Source organism: Amphibacillus xylanus NBRC 15112, from assembly GCF_000307165.1.
GTDB lineage: Bacteria > Bacillota > Bacilli > Bacillales > Amphibacillaceae > Amphibacillus > Amphibacillus xylanus.
The window spans coordinates 2282161-2298208 of sequence record NC_018704.1; the positions used below are offsets into that span (position 1 = coordinate 2282161).

19 protein-coding genes are annotated in these 16048 nt (G+C 35.6%); 4 read left to right on the top strand and 15 right to left on the bottom strand.

Annotation, left to right across the window (positions count from 1 at the left end; all coding sequences use genetic code 11):
• Positions 1 to 5: 5 nt before the first annotated feature.
• The 11 genes from AXY_RS10915 to AXY_RS10960 form a co-directional block, all read right to left on the bottom strand.
• Positions 6 to 1178: an acetylornithine transaminase gene (locus AXY_RS10915; protein WP_015010873.1), complete on the bottom strand. Its 1173-nt coding sequence runs from the start codon at positions 1176 to 1178 to the stop codon at positions 6 to 8.
• Positions 1171 to 1959, bottom strand: a complete 789-nt coding sequence (gene argB / locus AXY_RS10920; protein ID WP_015010874.1) for an acetylglutamate kinase — start codon at positions 1957 to 1959, stop codon at positions 1171 to 1173. Before argB ends, AXY_RS10915 begins: the two co-directional genes overlap by 8 nt.
• Before the next feature lie 13 nt (positions 1960 to 1972).
• Complete coding sequence (gene argJ, locus AXY_RS10925; protein WP_015010875.1) at positions 1973 to 3202, bottom strand: bifunctional ornithine acetyltransferase/N-acetylglutamate synthase; 1230 nt, start codon at positions 3200 to 3202, stop codon at positions 1973 to 1975.
• 9 nt (positions 3203 to 3211) lie between these two features.
• Positions 3212 to 4249: an N-acetyl-gamma-glutamyl-phosphate reductase gene (gene argC / locus AXY_RS10930; RefSeq protein WP_015010876.1), complete on the bottom strand. Its 1038-nt coding sequence runs from the start codon at positions 4247 to 4249 to the stop codon at positions 3212 to 3214.
• A 242-nt stretch (positions 4250 to 4491) separates the two neighbouring features.
• Positions 4492 to 4881, bottom strand: a complete 390-nt coding sequence (locus AXY_RS10935) for an OsmC family protein (RefSeq protein WP_015010877.1) — start codon at positions 4879 to 4881, stop codon at positions 4492 to 4494.
• Between the two features lie 76 nt (positions 4882 to 4957).
• Positions 4958 to 5431 (bottom strand): threonine/serine exporter family protein, encoded by a 474-nt coding sequence (locus tag AXY_RS10940; protein ID WP_015010878.1) that lies wholly within the window; start codon positions 5429 to 5431, stop codon positions 4958 to 4960.
• Positions 5432 to 5452: 21 nt separating this feature from the next.
• The gene (locus AXY_RS10945) at positions 5453 to 6196 is read right to left on the bottom strand and encodes a threonine/serine exporter family protein (RefSeq protein ID WP_015010879.1); all 744 of its coding nucleotides are present in this window, start codon (positions 6194 to 6196) and stop codon (positions 5453 to 5455) included.
• Between the two features lie 34 nt (positions 6197 to 6230).
• On the bottom strand, positions 6231 to 7391 hold the full coding sequence (locus tag AXY_RS10950; protein ID WP_041450186.1) for an MFS transporter: 1161 nt from the start codon (positions 7389 to 7391) through the stop codon (positions 6231 to 6233).
• 114 nt (positions 7392 to 7505) lie between these two features.
• Positions 7506 to 7634: a hypothetical protein gene (locus tag AXY_RS13105; RefSeq protein WP_269447582.1), complete on the bottom strand. Its 129-nt coding sequence runs from the start codon at positions 7632 to 7634 to the stop codon at positions 7506 to 7508.
• Positions 7635 to 7734: 100 nt separating this feature from the next.
• Positions 7735 to 8367 (bottom strand): response regulator transcription factor, encoded by a 633-nt coding sequence (locus AXY_RS10955; RefSeq protein ID WP_015010881.1) that lies wholly within the window; start codon positions 8365 to 8367, stop codon positions 7735 to 7737.
• A 308-nt stretch (positions 8368 to 8675) separates the two neighbouring features.
• The gene (locus AXY_RS10960) at positions 8676 to 10346 is read right to left on the bottom strand and encodes a formate--tetrahydrofolate ligase (protein WP_015010882.1); all 1671 of its coding nucleotides are present in this window, start codon (positions 10344 to 10346) and stop codon (positions 8676 to 8678) included.
• Positions 10347 to 10599: 253 nt separating this feature from the next.
• Here AXY_RS10960 and AXY_RS10965 point away from each other — a divergent pair, with 253 nt between their 5' ends.
• The 3 genes from AXY_RS10965 to AXY_RS10975 all read left to right on the top strand — a co-directional run bounded on the left by AXY_RS10965 (position 10600) and on the right by AXY_RS10975 (position 12504).
• On the top strand, positions 10600 to 11295 hold the full coding sequence (locus tag AXY_RS10965; RefSeq protein WP_015010883.1) for a class I SAM-dependent methyltransferase: 696 nt from the start codon (positions 10600 to 10602) through the stop codon (positions 11293 to 11295).
• Positions 11296 to 11308: 13 nt separating this feature from the next.
• Entirely contained in the window at positions 11309 to 12079 is a 771-nt protein-coding gene (locus AXY_RS10970) for a DUF2268 domain-containing protein (RefSeq protein WP_015010884.1), read from the top strand.
• A gap of 155 nt (positions 12080 to 12234) precedes the next feature.
• Positions 12235 to 12504, top strand: a complete 270-nt coding sequence (locus tag AXY_RS10975; RefSeq protein WP_015010885.1) for a hypothetical protein — start codon at positions 12235 to 12237, stop codon at positions 12502 to 12504.
• A gap of 26 nt (positions 12505 to 12530) precedes the next feature.
• On the opposite strand, the gene AXY_RS10980 is transcribed toward AXY_RS10975, so the two are convergent.
• A complete protein-coding gene (locus AXY_RS10980) occupies positions 12531 to 13127 on the bottom strand; it encodes a DUF1836 domain-containing protein (protein ID WP_015010886.1) in 597 nt (198 codons plus the stop codon).
• A gap of 170 nt (positions 13128 to 13297) precedes the next feature.
• On the opposite strand from AXY_RS10980, the gene trhA reads away from it, so the two are divergent.
• Positions 13298 to 13945: a PAQR family membrane homeostasis protein TrhA gene (gene trhA / locus AXY_RS10985; protein ID WP_015010887.1), complete on the top strand. Its 648-nt coding sequence runs from the start codon at positions 13298 to 13300 to the stop codon at positions 13943 to 13945.
• Positions 13946 to 14052: 107 nt separating this feature from the next.
• On the opposite strand, the gene AXY_RS10990 is transcribed toward trhA, so the two are convergent.
• From AXY_RS10990 to AXY_RS11000, 3 genes are all read right to left on the bottom strand, one after another.
• Positions 14053 to 14394, bottom strand: a complete 342-nt coding sequence (locus tag AXY_RS10990) for a hypothetical protein (RefSeq protein WP_015010888.1) — start codon at positions 14392 to 14394, stop codon at positions 14053 to 14055.
• A 100-nt stretch (positions 14395 to 14494) separates the two neighbouring features.
• The gene (locus AXY_RS10995) at positions 14495 to 15115 is read right to left on the bottom strand and encodes a YpjP family protein (RefSeq protein ID WP_015010889.1); all 621 of its coding nucleotides are present in this window, start codon (positions 15113 to 15115) and stop codon (positions 14495 to 14497) included.
• Between the two features lie 143 nt (positions 15116 to 15258).
• Positions 15259 to 16035: a CPBP family intramembrane glutamic endopeptidase gene (locus AXY_RS11000; RefSeq protein ID WP_015010890.1), complete on the bottom strand. Its 777-nt coding sequence runs from the start codon at positions 16033 to 16035 to the stop codon at positions 15259 to 15261.
• Positions 16036 to 16048 lie beyond the last annotated feature (13 nt).

Sequence of the window (16048 nt, forward strand, 5' to 3'; positions counted from 1 at the left end):
TCATTTTAATCTGCAAAAATTGTTTTTATCGTATTAATAAATTGATCTATCTCTAACTTTGTCGTTGTTAGTGGTGGTAACAATCGAATCACTTTCGGACCAGCAACTAAAATTAATAATTGATGCTCTTCTCTCGCCCGATGCACATAATCTACTGCCTGCCCCTCAACTTCAATGCCAATTAAATAACCCTTTCCTCGTAAGCCTTTTACTTGCTTGAACTGTTTACAAACAGTCTGTAATTCAAGCCATAAATACTCAATATTCTTACTTAACTCTGGAAAAAAGCTGCTAGAAGTCATTTGTTCAAGCGTTGCTGATCCAGCAGTCATTGCTAACGGGTTTCCACCAAAAGTAGAGCCGTGGCTACCAGGGGTAAAGGCTTGAGCAACTTTGTTATTTGCTAAAAGTGCACCAACAGGAAATCCAGATCCTAACCCTTTTGCTAATGTCACAATATCTGGATCAATTCGATACTGTTCATAAGCAAATAGAGTCCCTGTTCGACCCATACCTGTTTGAACCTCATCAACGATAATTAATAGATCATTTGCTTTACACAATTTTACGAGCTGGTCTAACCACGCTTGGTCAGCCGGATTAACTCCACCCTCACCTTGAACAAGCTCTAACATAACCGCACACGTCTCTTCCTGAACAAGCTGATCCAATGCGTCAAAATCATTATACGGTAAATACCTAAAGCCAGGTGTCCTTGGTGCAAAACCGTCCTGAATCTTTTCTTGACCAGTAGCATAAAGTGTAGCTAATGTCCGACCATGAAATGATTGTTTAAATGTCACGATCTCGTATTGATTGGTTTGCTTAACCTTCTGAGCATATCGACGCGCTAGTTTTATCGCTGCTTCATTTGCCTCTGCGCCACTATTACAAAAGAATACTTGATCAAAAATACTATTGGCCGTTAATTTTTCAGCTAACTGCTCTTGATGAGGAATTGTATATAAGTTAGAACAATGCCAGAGCTTACTTAGTTGCTCCTGTAATGCCGATTCTACTGTTACTGGTCGATGACCTAGGTTACATGTACCAATTCCAGCTGTATAATCTAAATACTTTATCCCATTTTGATCCCAGACATAGCTTCCTTCCCCTTTTACAATTGAAATTGGAAAACGATTATATGTTGACATGACTGCATTTTGTTCTTTAAACATAGCTAATCTCCCTTAACTGAATCCGTGTTCCGATCCTTTTTCCTTGAACAAAATCAACTAGCGCATGATGGTCCATACCGTTTACAATTGACACTTCTGGTGCACCTGCATTTAATGCACTAAGTGCTGCCTTGACCTTAGGAATCATTCCGCCATTGATTGTTTGATTTTGAATTAATTGTTCAATTTTCTTTTGATCTGCAAAATGTAGCACTTTATCGTTAACGAGCACACCCGGAATATCACTAATAAAACATAACGGAGCTTGGAGAGATGCTGCGATTGCTGCTGCCGCTACATCAGCATTAATATTATAGTGTTGATGATCTTCACTGATAGCAATTGGTGAAATCACTGGAATATAGTCCTGATCAGCTAATGATTCTAGCAATTTTACATTAACTGATTTGATCTGTCCGACATAGCCATATTTATCCGTCTCTTTAATTGGCACCGCTTGGAGTAACTGACCGTCAACACCACTCATACCCATTCCCTTCACGCCTTGATCGAGCATGCGACGGACAATTTGCTTGTTAACTGAACCACTTAAAACCATCTCGACAACATCTAAAACTTCCTTAGTTGTTACACGCAAACCATTAACAAACGTCGTTTTAACGTTCATTAACTTTAGTTGACTTGTAATCATCGGCCCACCACCGTGAACAATGATTGGCTTTACCTGTTTTATTTGCTGTAATTTTTTTAAATCGCTAAAAAAGGAGCTAGGAAGTTCTTCAACTATACTCCCACCACATTTAATCACTAAATATGACATCACTACACCTCCCCTATGTTCTGTATAAGGCGTTAATTCTTATATACTCATAAGATAAATCACAGCCCCAACCTAATGCTGAGTAATGAGAAGATCCCATATTGATGTAAAGTTTAACTTCATCCTGCTCTAAGATACTCTTCAGTTCCGCTTCATCAAACGGCTTTGGTAAGCCATTTTCCACAACAGTTTTATCACCGATTTTGACGGTTACTTCATTTGGTTCGAATTGGACGCCACTATAGCCGATGGCTGTAATGATTCGACCCCAATTCGCATCTGCACCATGAATAGCTGTCTTGACTAAATTTGAACTGATGACGGCTTTAGCAATTTGACGAGCTGCTTCTTCTGTCTCTGTTCCTTCAACATTTACCTCAATTAATTTCGTCGCACCTTCACCATCACGGGCAATTTCCTTTGCCAAAAATTGAAACACATGGCTAAGTGCCTTAACAAAGACCGGCAAGTCTGGATGAGCATGATCTAGCATTTCATTCCCTGCTAAACCATTAGCCATTACAATGACCATATCATTCGTTGATGTGTCCCCATCTACTGTAATCATGTTAAAGCTTTGATCTGTTTGAGTTTTTAACTCTTGTTCAAGTACGTTCGGATCAACGACTGCATCTGTCGTAATAAATCCTAGCATTGTCGCCATATTTGGATTAATCATTCCAGACCCTTTTGCCGCACCACCTATTGTGACTGTTTTACCGTCAACTTCAATTTGAACTGCAATCTTTTTTTCTTTTGTATCCGTTGTTAATATTGCTGTTTCAAATAGCGGGACACTTCCCTGTTTAAATTCAATTGCTTGAATCCCTTTGTTGATTTTACCCATTGGTAAAAACTCACCAATGACTCCCGTTGATGCTACTGCAACATAGTGTTGATCTATTTGAAGCCTATCAGCCATTAATTCTCTCATCTGATAAGCATCAGTTAAACCTTGTTCACCTGTACATGCATTGGCATTCCCAGAGTTAACAATGATGCCTTGTAATTTTTGTGCAACTGAAAGACTAGCTTGAGTAACTTTAAGCGGTGCTGCTTGAAAAATATTTTTTGTATATACGGCGAATGCATCAGCCGGAACTTCAGATATGAGCCAACCTAGATCTGGCTTTTCTCTCCTAATGCCGCAATGAAGTCCACCCGAAAGGTATCCAGTCGGTGTCGATACACCACCATTAACTAGCTTTATTTCCCCTTGTTTCTCCCCTATTACATTCATCATAGTCGCCTCCTATGGGTAAATCGGTAATTGATTGAGTCCCGTTTTCTGGTCCAAACCAGCCATTATGTTCAAGTTTTGAATTGCTTGACCAGATGCACCTTTGACTAAATTATCAATCACAGATACAACGATTAACTTATTTGTTCGTCGATCAATATGAAAACCAATATCGCAATAATTGCTACCGTAAACTTCCTTAGTGCTTGGTATCTGATCATTCGTTCTGATCCGGATAAATGGTTGATTATGATAATATGATCGATAAATGTCTAAAATGTCGTCAGCTGATTGCTCACTTACTAAATCTGTATAGCTTGTCATCATAATCCCTCGTGTCATCGGGACAATGTGTGGCGTAAAATTTAGTTTGATTGAATCATTTGATTTTTCAGATAATTCTTGTTCTAATTCTGGGATATGTTTATGCACCCCTAGTTGATATGCTTTAGCATTTTCATTCATCTCAGCGAAATGAACATTTAGCGATAGGCCTCTTCCAGCACCTGATACACCCGTTTTCCCATCAATAATGATTGATTGAGTAGAAATAACTTGAGCCTGAACTAATGGAATTAAAGCAAGCAAGCCAGCAGTAGGAAAACAGCCTGGATTTGCAATTAGTTCAGCACCTTCTATCTTTGCTTGATAAACTTCACTTAGACCATACACAACTTGATTAAGATAGTCTTTTGCCGTATTCTCAAAACCGTACCACGATTGATATAATGCTGGATCCTTCAATCGGAAATCTCCTGAAAGGTCAATACATTTTATCTTCTCTTTAAGTATTTCAGGAACAATTCGGTGACTTACATCTGATGGTGTAGCTAAGAATACAACGTCAACATCAGCTGCTAATTGGTCTATATTAAAATCCACCATTGGCTCATCGAGAATTTGAGTCATTTGTGGATAAACTTCAGAAAATACCGTACCAGCTTGAGAATGTGAAATAATTTGAGTTAACTCGACGTATGGGTGATTGTGTAATAAGCGCGCTAATTCAACACCACCATAGCCAGAACCTCCAATAATAGCTACCTTCATATCCAATAACACTCCCCATGACCATTGTGATTAATTATTATACTTCATGTTGTATGTTTATGCAATAGTAACGAATGAAATATTTATATTCCATGTATTTTTTGAATAAATATTCACCATATAGCTATACAACAAGAGTTTTGTTCATAAAAACTTGTATAATATATGTCATAGAAAAAACCTGCCATTTGAATGAATTCAAACAGCAGGTTGTCTCTTTTCAATACACTTAGCTTTATTAATTATTCAGCTATGACATTGATTGGCACACCGTGTTCAATTGTATTACCCATTGTACAACCACGTTTTGCCGATTTAATTAGTCGACTCTTTAGTTTCTCATCAATATCTGCATCAAAAGTAATCTTAACATCAAACTTTTCCATCCGTGATGGGCGCACGTCTTGTGCTTTCGTTCCATCCACTTCAATTGTATAACCTGGAATATCAAGACCGTCTCTTTCAATAAGTGCATCTAAAGTGAGTCCCATACAAATGGCAATTGAACTATTAAGAAAGTCACCTGGTGTAAAAGCATCGAGATCGCTTTTTCCTGACTTAGCAAGGTAAACTGTTCCACCATCATTCGTAATCTCATGTGCTCGATCAGTCGATTTATTTAGTCTAATCATTTAGATATTCCTCCTCATTTACTTTTTTATATATTCTAACGAAAATACTTCAGCAATGCACATAATTGAATTTCAGTTAGCGTGTCACACCTTTACGATCGTATTCACTATGATATTTACGCCAATCCATATTACGAATCATCTGATTGATAATTTCAGAAAAAATCAGCCCGAGTGCTATGGCACCAGATATCATGGCAACTGTCGCACCAGTTGAAATGGCTGCATCATAGTTATTTACAACAAAGAAGCGCATTGCATCATAAGAGAGACCACCCGGAACAAGTGGAATAATACCTGCTAGATTGAAAATAATGATCGGCGTTCGAAACCGTTTAGCAAGTATCTGACTAATAATCCCAATAATAACTGATGCAACAAATGTAGCAATGACAACATTTACATCATACACCCTTGATAAAACGACAAACACTAGCCAACCAATCATCCCGACGGTTCCAGACTGCCACAGTACATTAATCGGTGCATTAAACAATATCGCAAATCCAATTGCAGCAAAAAAACTTACAACTAATTGTTCAATCAGCATTAAATCACTCCAAAACAAGTTTTAGTATATAACGAGTAAGACGACTGCCACTCCAGCACCAATTGCAAAGGCAGTTAAAATAGCCTCTGTACCCTTTGTCATACCAGATACTAAATGGCCAGCCATTAAATCACGAACAGCATTCGTAATTAAGAGTCCTGGGACTAGTGGCATGACTGAACCAATAATAATTTTATCAATTTGAACCCCAAATTGAATTTGAATCATAAAATATGCAGCAATAGCTAAGAAAATCGCCGCTAAAAACTCAGCGAAAAAGCGAATTTTTAACTTTTCATTAAACTTTTGCATTGAATAATACCCAATCATCCCAACAAGCATAGCTGGTAAGAAATCGATCCACATGCCTTCAAACATAATCGTAAAGCAACCACTAGCAAATCCAGCCGCCAGCACTTGTAGCCACGTATTAAACATATTGTTATCCTTTTCTACTGTTAATAATTGCTGACGTGCCTCTTTTAAAGTTAACTGCCCAGCAGAAATATGTCTTGAAATACTATTAACTTTAGTGATTTTATCTAGATCTGTAACGCGTTCACTAATACGGACAAAATTTGTTGGTGACGTCATGTCTTCAGCAAACATAATTGCTGTCGGTGTTGCATGAATTTGAGCATTTTCAACACCAAACGCTCGAGCAATTCGAACCATCGTATCCTCGACACGATACGTTTCGGCACCACTTTTCAGCATAATTTTTCCTGCTAATAAGCATACCTTTGTTATTCTTTCTTGTTCCATGCGAGCCCTCCTTTACCACCAGATGCTTAACCAGCTATACCGCTTTGCTAGTCTTACGGATAACTATATGATAAAGCAAAATTAAACAAGAACCAAGTAGAGCTAATATCGCCATCACAAAGTAGAGCGTTGAACCACCAAATTGTTCAAACAGATAACCTCCACCTAACGATGCGATAATTCCTGATATACCGAAAATGACGGTAGAATATAGCAAGTGTCCTGTTGTTTGCAGCTGTTCTGGGATAAGTCTCGATACATATTGAAAAGACATAACAAAAAAGATACCATAAGAAAAACCATTTAACACTTGAAAAGCAACTATTAGCATTGGATTAGCAATCAAGCTATAGATGATCCATCTTAATGCATAGATGAGACCTGATGTAGTAATCCAAATAAGTGGATGCAAATTCTTCAACCATCTGCCAGAGAACGCTATAACGAGCGCTTCACTTACAACACCAATAAACCAAGCCAGCCCAACAATATTATCGCCACCACCTAAATCACTGATGAATAAACTCATATATGAATCATTCATCCGATGGGTAATTGATACTAAAGATAATACAACAAGGAAAATGATTAGTGGTGCGTTTTTAAATAACTTATGTAAGTCTTTTAATTGAATCGCTGCTTTCTTAATCGTTACATCTTTTACACGCGTACTTAAAATCAATGTGATCGACGCCATTATAAAATATGGGATAATTAAATATTGAATCCCCGTCCAATCAATAATTTCCCCAACTAAGATTGAAAATACAGCGAACCCAATTGAACCCCAAGTTCTAATTGAACCAAAACTAATGCCGATCTCTTCTGCCTGACGCTGTGCCAAGCTATCTGATAAAGGTGCAATTGAGGATTGGAAAAAGTAATAAATAATCGAAAAGCACAAAATCAACATCAGTGTCTGTGCTTGAAAATAGAACACACTACTAATTAATAACCCAATTAGCGTGATGATCAACACATTTTTCACCGTTTGAAACTTATCACTAATATATCCCCAAAACAGCTGCGCAACAATTGACACTGCGGGTCCAATTGCTAGTACCCAGCCAACCTCTTGTCTACTTAACCCACGATAGGTTAATAATAATGGTAAAAAACTAACAATCATAGTATTAGCGCCATAGAAACTGAATAACAACATTTTTAATGGCATAAGTGACGCTTTCTTCGACAAAAAACTTTCCCCTCTCAAACTTATAATCTATAAAAATATTAATTCTGTTAAGATCATCCCCCATATTTGAAATAAACTCAAGCGCTACCATTCGTTTTAACAATATTCTTTTTCTCAAAAGATATTTTGCTCTCTTCCCGGAATAAATGGACGTCTAATCTCATCATCTTGGTACCGTTTATCATTTTCAATAAATGCAGTAAGTAATGATATGACCAATGCGATGATAATTATTTTTTTCATTGTCATTTCCACCCTTAAGTTCATTTATTATTAATATCAACAACCAGGAATTGTTTATACAAAAAATAGACAATCCTTTAATTACTTAAAGATTGTCTACTTATAAACTAACCCATCGCTTGCGTAAAGCATGTAATACAGCATTTGTTCTGTCTGGAACATCTAGTTTATATAAAATTGAGCTGACATAATTTTTGACGGTTTTATCCGATAAAAATAATTCATTCGCAATCTTAACATTACTATATCCTTTAGAAAGGAGTTCGAGCACTTCCCATTCACGTTCAGACAACAACTCTAATGGTGGTTCGTTTTGCTCTGACTGAGATTTGGTGTAAATATCTAGCAATCGATTAGATAGTGGTTCATGGATAAAGAGACCACCTGCGCATATTTGTCTGATTGCCTTAATTAAGGTTTCTTCATCGACTTCATAATAAATATAGCCATTTAAATTTAGTTTAAAGACCTCTGGTAATTTATCATCACGTAAATCTTCAACCCAAGCTATGACTTTTTTACCTTCATTTTTTAAGTACTTGATTACTTTTAATACTTCTTTAGTCATTTTGATATCAACGATTATTAAATTTGCTTGTTCACTATACGCTAAAAATTCCTGACAGTCATATTGACTACATAGTGATAGCTTACTGTTTGGAAAGTGACGCTTTAACAGTCCAAAAATACCATCACATACTAACGAAGCTTGTTTTACCAACAAAATATTCATTAAAAAACTGCACTTCCTTCTCCTAATATCGATCTCTTATCTGTTAGTCAAAAAGACTTCATTTTACTAATTAATAATGTTACTTGTAATTTATTATCACGTCAATAGTACTTAAAAAAATGATACTATTACCTTACATATGACTTTTTATGACATAATATCCATTGTAAGCCGTTAAATATTGACTCTATTGATCATATCATGTTTTTTATCATTACATAAATAGGTATTTTGGACTAATGATTTTAGCTAAAGAAAAAGTACTAGCGTTAAATTCTAGTACTTTTTTCTTTATTGCTTTACATTTTTTAAAAGAGTCCACTAATCTGACCGTCTCTATCAATATCCATCTTCAGCGCTGCTGGTTCTTTCGGTAAGCCAGGCATTGTCAACATATCACCTGTTAACGCGACAATGAATCCAGCACCGATTGATGGTCTAAGCTCACGGATTGTAATTGAAAAGTCAGTTGGTCTACCTAATTGTTCCGGTTGATCTGATAGTGAGTATTGTGTCTTTGCCATACAAATCGGTAAGTCTGCCCAACCGTTCTTGGTGAATTCAACAATTTGCTGTTCAGATAAAGGTGAATATTTAACATCAGTCGCACCATATACCTGTGTAGCAATCGCTTCTATTTTTTCTTTAATTGTTGTTTCTAGTTGGTAAAGTGGTTGGTAATTTGATTGTTGTTGCTCAACTTTTTGGATCACTTCTTTTGCTAAATCTAGTCCACCTTTACCACCTTCCGCCCAAACAGTCGTGATTGCCAATGATACATTTCGGTTATCGCACCATTCTTTTATGACTCTAACTTCTGCTTCTGTATCTGTAGTGAAATGGTTTAGCGCAACAACAAACGGTAAGCCAAACTTTTCTACTGTTTCTATATGTTTTGCTAAGTTTTCTAATCCTTTTTCTAATGCTTCTATGTTTTCTGTTGCTAATTGATCTTTTTCAACGCCACCATGCATTTTTAATGCGCGAGTTGTTGCAACAATTACAACAGCTTTAGGATCTAATTCTCCAATTCGAGACTTAATATTTAAAAATTTCTCAGCACCAAGGTCAGCGCCAAAACCAGCTTCAGTAACAACATAATCAGCTAACTTACCAGCCATTTTCGTCGCTAATAAGCTATTACATCCATGTGCAATATTAGCAAATGGACCACCATGAATAATGGCAGGAACACCTTCAATTGTCTGGATGAGATTTGGCTTTAAGGCATCTCGTAAAAGCATAGCTAATACACCTTCGACTTTTAGATCAGCAACTGTGACTGGGGTTGAATCAAATCGATAGCCAATAACAATTTTAGCGAGTCTTTGTTTTAAATCTTCATATCCATTAGCTAAGCATAAAATCGCCATTATTTCAGAGGCAACTGTAATATTAAAACCATCTTCTCTCGGTACACCCTGTTTCACACCACCAAGACCGATGACAACCTCACGTAACGCTCGGTCATTTAAGTCTACAACTCGTTTCCAAGTAATTCTACGCGGATCAATCTGTTCTTGATTACCTTGAAATATATGATTATCAATTAATGCTGCTAACGCATTATTTGTAGCAGTAATCGCATGAATATCACCGGTAAAATGCAAATTGATATCTTCCATTGGGACAACTTGAGAATAACCACCACCTGTTGCTCCACCTTTTAAGCCCATTACAGGACCTAATGAAGGCTCTCTAAGCGCGACAGCTGTCTTTTTACCTAATTGATGTAGTGCTTGGCCTAACCCAACTGTAACTGTTGATTTACCTTCACCAGCTGGTGTTGGATTAATTGAGGTCACTAAGATTAAGTTTCCATCAGCTTTACTTTTGAGGCGATTTAGGATGTTCAATGAGAGCTTAGCTTTATATTTTCCATATGGCTCCCATTCTTCATCAAGTAAATCTAATTGGTTTACAATTTCTTTAATTGGCTGTAATTCTGTCTCTACTGCAATCTCTAAATCAGTTTTCATTTAATTTCCCCCCAGTTATTAAAGAACACTATATTTATACTATTTAGTATTATAACATTAATTTATTTCAATTTAGCAAATTGGAGTTACCAATTTATTTATTGTGAACAAATGAGCATAAGTGTTTGTGTTTATAGTCAGATAATTTAGAATTATTTAATATATTACTACATATTACATTTAAGGTAAATATCCAAACAGAAAATATCTCTTCGCATAGTATGGACTAATAACCTATGAGGAGAGATGGAATATGGACTTTACCTACACGAATATGCTTGCGCAGCTAAATGTTGCTAGTGCCCATCCTGGTGGATTTACAGCGACAAAAAAAGCATGGGAAAAGCTAAAAAATTTCCGCCACGACGTCATATTAGATGCAGGTTGTGGAACAGGTAAAACATTAGCGTACTTAGCTAATAAAACGAACAGTCAATTAATTGGCGTTGATCAACATGAAGCGATGATCAAAAAAGCAAGCCAAAGATTGCAGCATACTTCAGTAAAACTCCACCTTGCAAATATCGGATCACTTCCATTTGAAAATGAAACAATCGACTGCATCATTTCTGAATCAGTTATATCGTTCAACAATGTTAGAGATTGTTTGGCAGAGTATTATCGTGTCCTTCGTCCTGGAGGGACCCTTTATATTGTTGAAATTACTGCCTGCGATACTCTAACTTTTGCCGAACAGGATGAGATAAATCAATTTTACGGGACCCAGTCGATTTTAACAGCAGATGAGTGGAATAAATTAATTAAGCAAGCCGGATTTAACGTGATTGAATCTTCACCTCTTCCAGCTACAGCCGATGGACAGATTGAACTAGAGTTTAACGATCAAATTAACTCCATTTATATTGATTATTTAAGTCACCATTATCATCTCATCAATATTCTTCAGACTAAACTAATGGGTCAGCAATTCTTTTGCCAAAAGAAATGAAGGTTTGTTTAAAATGCCAATAATAAACACAGAGCATTTATTACTTAACTTCCTCAATCACGATGAATACACAGTTAATAGTCAAAGAGAGTTCATTATTCAACCAATTGCTAACTATTTTCAAGAGCCGAATCCACCATCAGTTCAAATCCAATTATTAAGTCATGGGCTGTTCCATCCCGAACAAACAGATAAGGCTTATATTCGAAAATGGCTTGAGAAAGATTACAAACTTAAAGTCACACAATTTTTTAATCAATTAAAACAAGCATGGGATGGTCCAGAGGTCAATATTTTTGTCTTACCATTCAACTTAAATGACAACTCATCAATCACTGGATCTGGTCTTAGCTTTACTGATAAAATACTGCTATTTCTCAGTTTAGAGCCTGAAAAACACTTAATTGAGACTATTATGACACATGAATATAGTCATGTATTGAGGCTACAAACTATTCATCATGAGGAGGTGATTCAACTCAAAGATACGCTTATCATGGAAGGTATTGCTGAAGTTATTACAAGGAGAAAATACGGAAAGTCATTACTTCCAAACATCACACCCGATAAACTAACCATTGAAAATTTGTACAAACAATGGATTCTACCAAACTTAGAAATCCGCTCAACACATCCCCTCTATCAACACTTAATGTATGGTAATGAAAGTATGCCTCAATATTTAGGCTATTATATCGGGACTTACCTCGTTGAAAGATGGCAGAAAAGCTATCTTGTCAGCGATAATCAATTAATACGGCAACCAACAAATGACTTTTTCTAATTTATTAATGATTTTCTAACTTTAACTAAACGAATAACCTCTACAAATCATGATTTCAAACATACAGTATGGTGAGTGACTCATGACAATTTACATTGCTAAAAGAGTGATGATTGACGACTCAATCACTTGAATAAATAGAAAGGAGCTTCTTAATGCCTAACTATTACAAAGTATGTTGTGATAATATCGGTAAACCTGTTTCAATACAAACATTAGACGGTCAAGAACACCGTGGATTTATTCGACAGGTTACACCGACACATGTCTTTATCGAACCATACTCAAATCAGCCCCAAGGTTATGGTACGCCATATTACTATCAACCGGTTCAACCCTACTACCCTTATCGACCTGGTTTTGGACTAGGTATTGCTCTTGGTGTAATTGGAACATTAGCTATTCTCCCTTGGTTTTTCATTTAACAAAAAAACTAGACAGCTTCAGTTGTCTAGTCTTTTTGTTTGTTATCAGTTTTAGAATCTTCGACTAATCGATCAGTCAATCGTTCCGCGAGACGGCGATACATATTACTTTGATGTACTAGAGAAAAAATTAAAAACAACTGTTTTAAATATACTTGATCATGATCATCCATTTCTGCAACAATCTCATCCACTTCTTCAAGCATTCGAGGTAAACTCTGAACAAAATCATCCACTTGTTTGTCCATTAACAGTACATATTGATCATATATTTGATCAATATCAATCGATTCCTCTTTAACTGATTGATTTAATTTTTCTAAAACCGTTTTAGTATCACGAATCGATAATGACGCTTTTAGTTGATAAATAAATTGAATAAACATAATATGCTCTTTTGTATAGCGCTTATTTTTAATCGGGAATAATAAATTATCTTTAGCATAATTATTGATCATCGTTTTCGTTAAGATCTTATCCTCTTGATTCCGCTTCCCTGCTGCATAAGCCCCTTCAAATAACTGTGTAACTTGATCCATATAAAGATCAATTTTAGGTATATCATCTCGCTCGATGATCCGATCAAAATTTAATGAAGTAACAACTTCTTTTAACCAATCCACAATAACAACCTCATTTATTTTATTCTAAATCATTCAAGTACGATCCTTTTATGAATTATACCACTTAGTATAACGGATTTTGGTTAAAAGGTAAATGTTGACGAATCACCATATGTATAGTATGATTTCATTACATAGTTTTAATAACTACATAATATAGGGGTGATGTTTTGAATCGGTATATTAGAGAACCCATCAATGGATTGACACACTTAGCAGGAGCTTTTCTTGCTGCAATTGGCTTGGTCATGATGGTAATCAAAGGGATCAGTGCTCAAGTGTCTACAATTAGCTTAGTTTCTTTAATCATATTTGGTGTGAGTATGATTTCACTTTATAGCGCCTCAGCGACCTATCATATGGTGATTGGATCCGATCAGCTAATTGCGTGGCTTCGGCGGTTGGATCATTCGATGATTTACATTTTAATTGCAGGTACTTACACACCATTTTGCATCATCTCGTTAAATGGCACACTTGGGTGGACAATACTCGGTATCATCTGGTTGATTGCAATTAGTGGTATATTGTTTAAATTAATTTGGTTTCATAGTCCACGCTGGTTATCAACAGCGCTTTATATTTTGATGGGCTGGTTAATTATTTTTGCAATCGTACCGCTATCGGCGAACTTAGCGACTAACGGCTTGATTCTATTAATTGCTGGCGGCATCATTTATACACTTGGGGGCATTATTTATGCGACAAAGCCTAAATGGCTTGAAAGTAAATATCTAGGATTTCATGAAGTATTCCATTTATTTATTTTAACTGGGTCCTTTACCCACTTTTTAGCTGTTTACTCATACTTGATTTAAGTCTGTCACTTCACAAGTACAGAATAGTCCATTGAATTAAATGGTTCTACTTACGGATAAACGTAAATAGAACCATTTTTTATTAACTGTAACTATTTTTAATTCAATTATTCAAATAATGATCGATCAACACGGCCATCTAATTTTTGAATTTCTAAAATGACATCATAAAAGTGCTTCTCTGGCACTTCAAATGATACAACTGTATTTCGCACTTCTCGATCTTCTTTCTCAACATCTTGATAGCCAATAGCTTGAGAATCAAAAGTCATATTACCAGTATTGTCGCCAACAGATTGTTGGGCAATATACGGGACCACTAATCTTTTTTCACCAACATCTTCTAAAAAATCAATCATTAGATTAGTTGTTGGAAATTTAACTAAACTTGCTTTTAATTGCTCAGCTTCATCTTCATCGCGAAAATAAGCTTGCACATATTTATTCATTATGAACTTCCTTTCTGAACTGAGGTTTGTTAGTGTATTTTTCCCCGAGCTAAGAAAGATAAACATTTAAGCATAAAAAAACTAGATTAAGCATAAAGGCTTAATCTAGTTTTTTGCTCATCCATTTTGGTGGGGTATCTTTACTCCAATAAACATCGGCAAATTCATAATGTGTTTCAAATTGATCTTGTGCTAAGTGATAGTGAAAATTAAACCAATATCCATCTAGCGGACGATTCTCTCTACGGACATGAAATTTAGCAATAATTTCTTCACTATCTTCATCATATAAATCAAAAATCTTCTCACCATATCCTGATACTTTATTTTCAATAATTGATAGGTTAAAATCTTGATCAGCGTATTTTGTATCAATCAGATTTGCAACAACTAATTCAAGGTTAGGAATAACTTGCTCTTTAACATCATCTTCAATCTGTTCATGTATCTTGGGACCTAGCTTTTGAATCATCTGTTCTTTTGCTTGTTCAATTAGCTCATCTACTGGGTCAGTTTCAGTAATTTGATATGATTCTACTTCATCCAAGTATATGGATGGTTCATAAATATAAGTTGTAGAGTTATCTAAACTCTTTTTCTCTGATTCTGTTTCATTACCATTTGTGTCTGCATTAATTTCTAAGTTAAGAGGAGGCACATAGAATCCTAGACTCATAATCGTTACAATTAATACGAAAAATCGCTTCAACCATAGTTTCATCTGAATCCTCCTCCTTCTCTTCTGTCATTTATTTAATCTTATTTTATCATAATGAGCGATTAAGTTGGCGAAAAATTAGAAATTGTAACCTAATTGATATTTTTTCTTTACTTTTTCCATAATTCCATTCTATTATCTTATCATTAACCACTTGCAACAAGCGATAGGATGCCATATGTTGCAAATGCATTCCAGATCATATGAAAGACAATCGGTACTGCTATTGACTTCGTTCGGTAATATAACAATCCAAAGGTAAGACCCATGATTGTCGTTGATAAATGATGCCCAGGGTGACCTAAGCCAAATAAAAGCGATGAAATTAAGATTGCTGGTATAATACCAATCTTTTCTCTTAAGAACCCTAAAATTAAGCCGCGAAAGATGACCTCTTCTGTAATTGGTGCAATAACGACAAACGCAACAATTAACAAGAGTACATTAATTGTATTTAGTGAAATTTCATCTAGCCCAAATAACCCAACTTGGCTTCCTCCTTGCTCCCACTCTAGCTTATGGATAATGAGATATTGAGCAGTGTAGACAACAACATATGCCACTACTAGATAAACATAGGTTTGCCACTTTTTCAAAGCTTGAAAATTATATTTCCCTTTTAAAAACTCGCGCACATGCTTTAACGCTAGTAATGTTAAGATAAAGACAAGTAATTCCATTAGTGCAGAGTATTGAATTTGTTGAATGTAAGATAACAGATCTATATTAAATACACGTTCAGTAATTATTGAAATCACACTCGCAAATATAGTAACACCAACCATTATTGCAATATACATGAAAAAAAATAAACTGAATTTACCCCAAGTCATCTCGTTGTTATGTAATTTAAGCTGAACCTCTTGATCTTGATTGATTCCTTTTATAATTTCATTTTCACTAAAATCAAAACCTTTCTTCAATTTCCTACTCCCT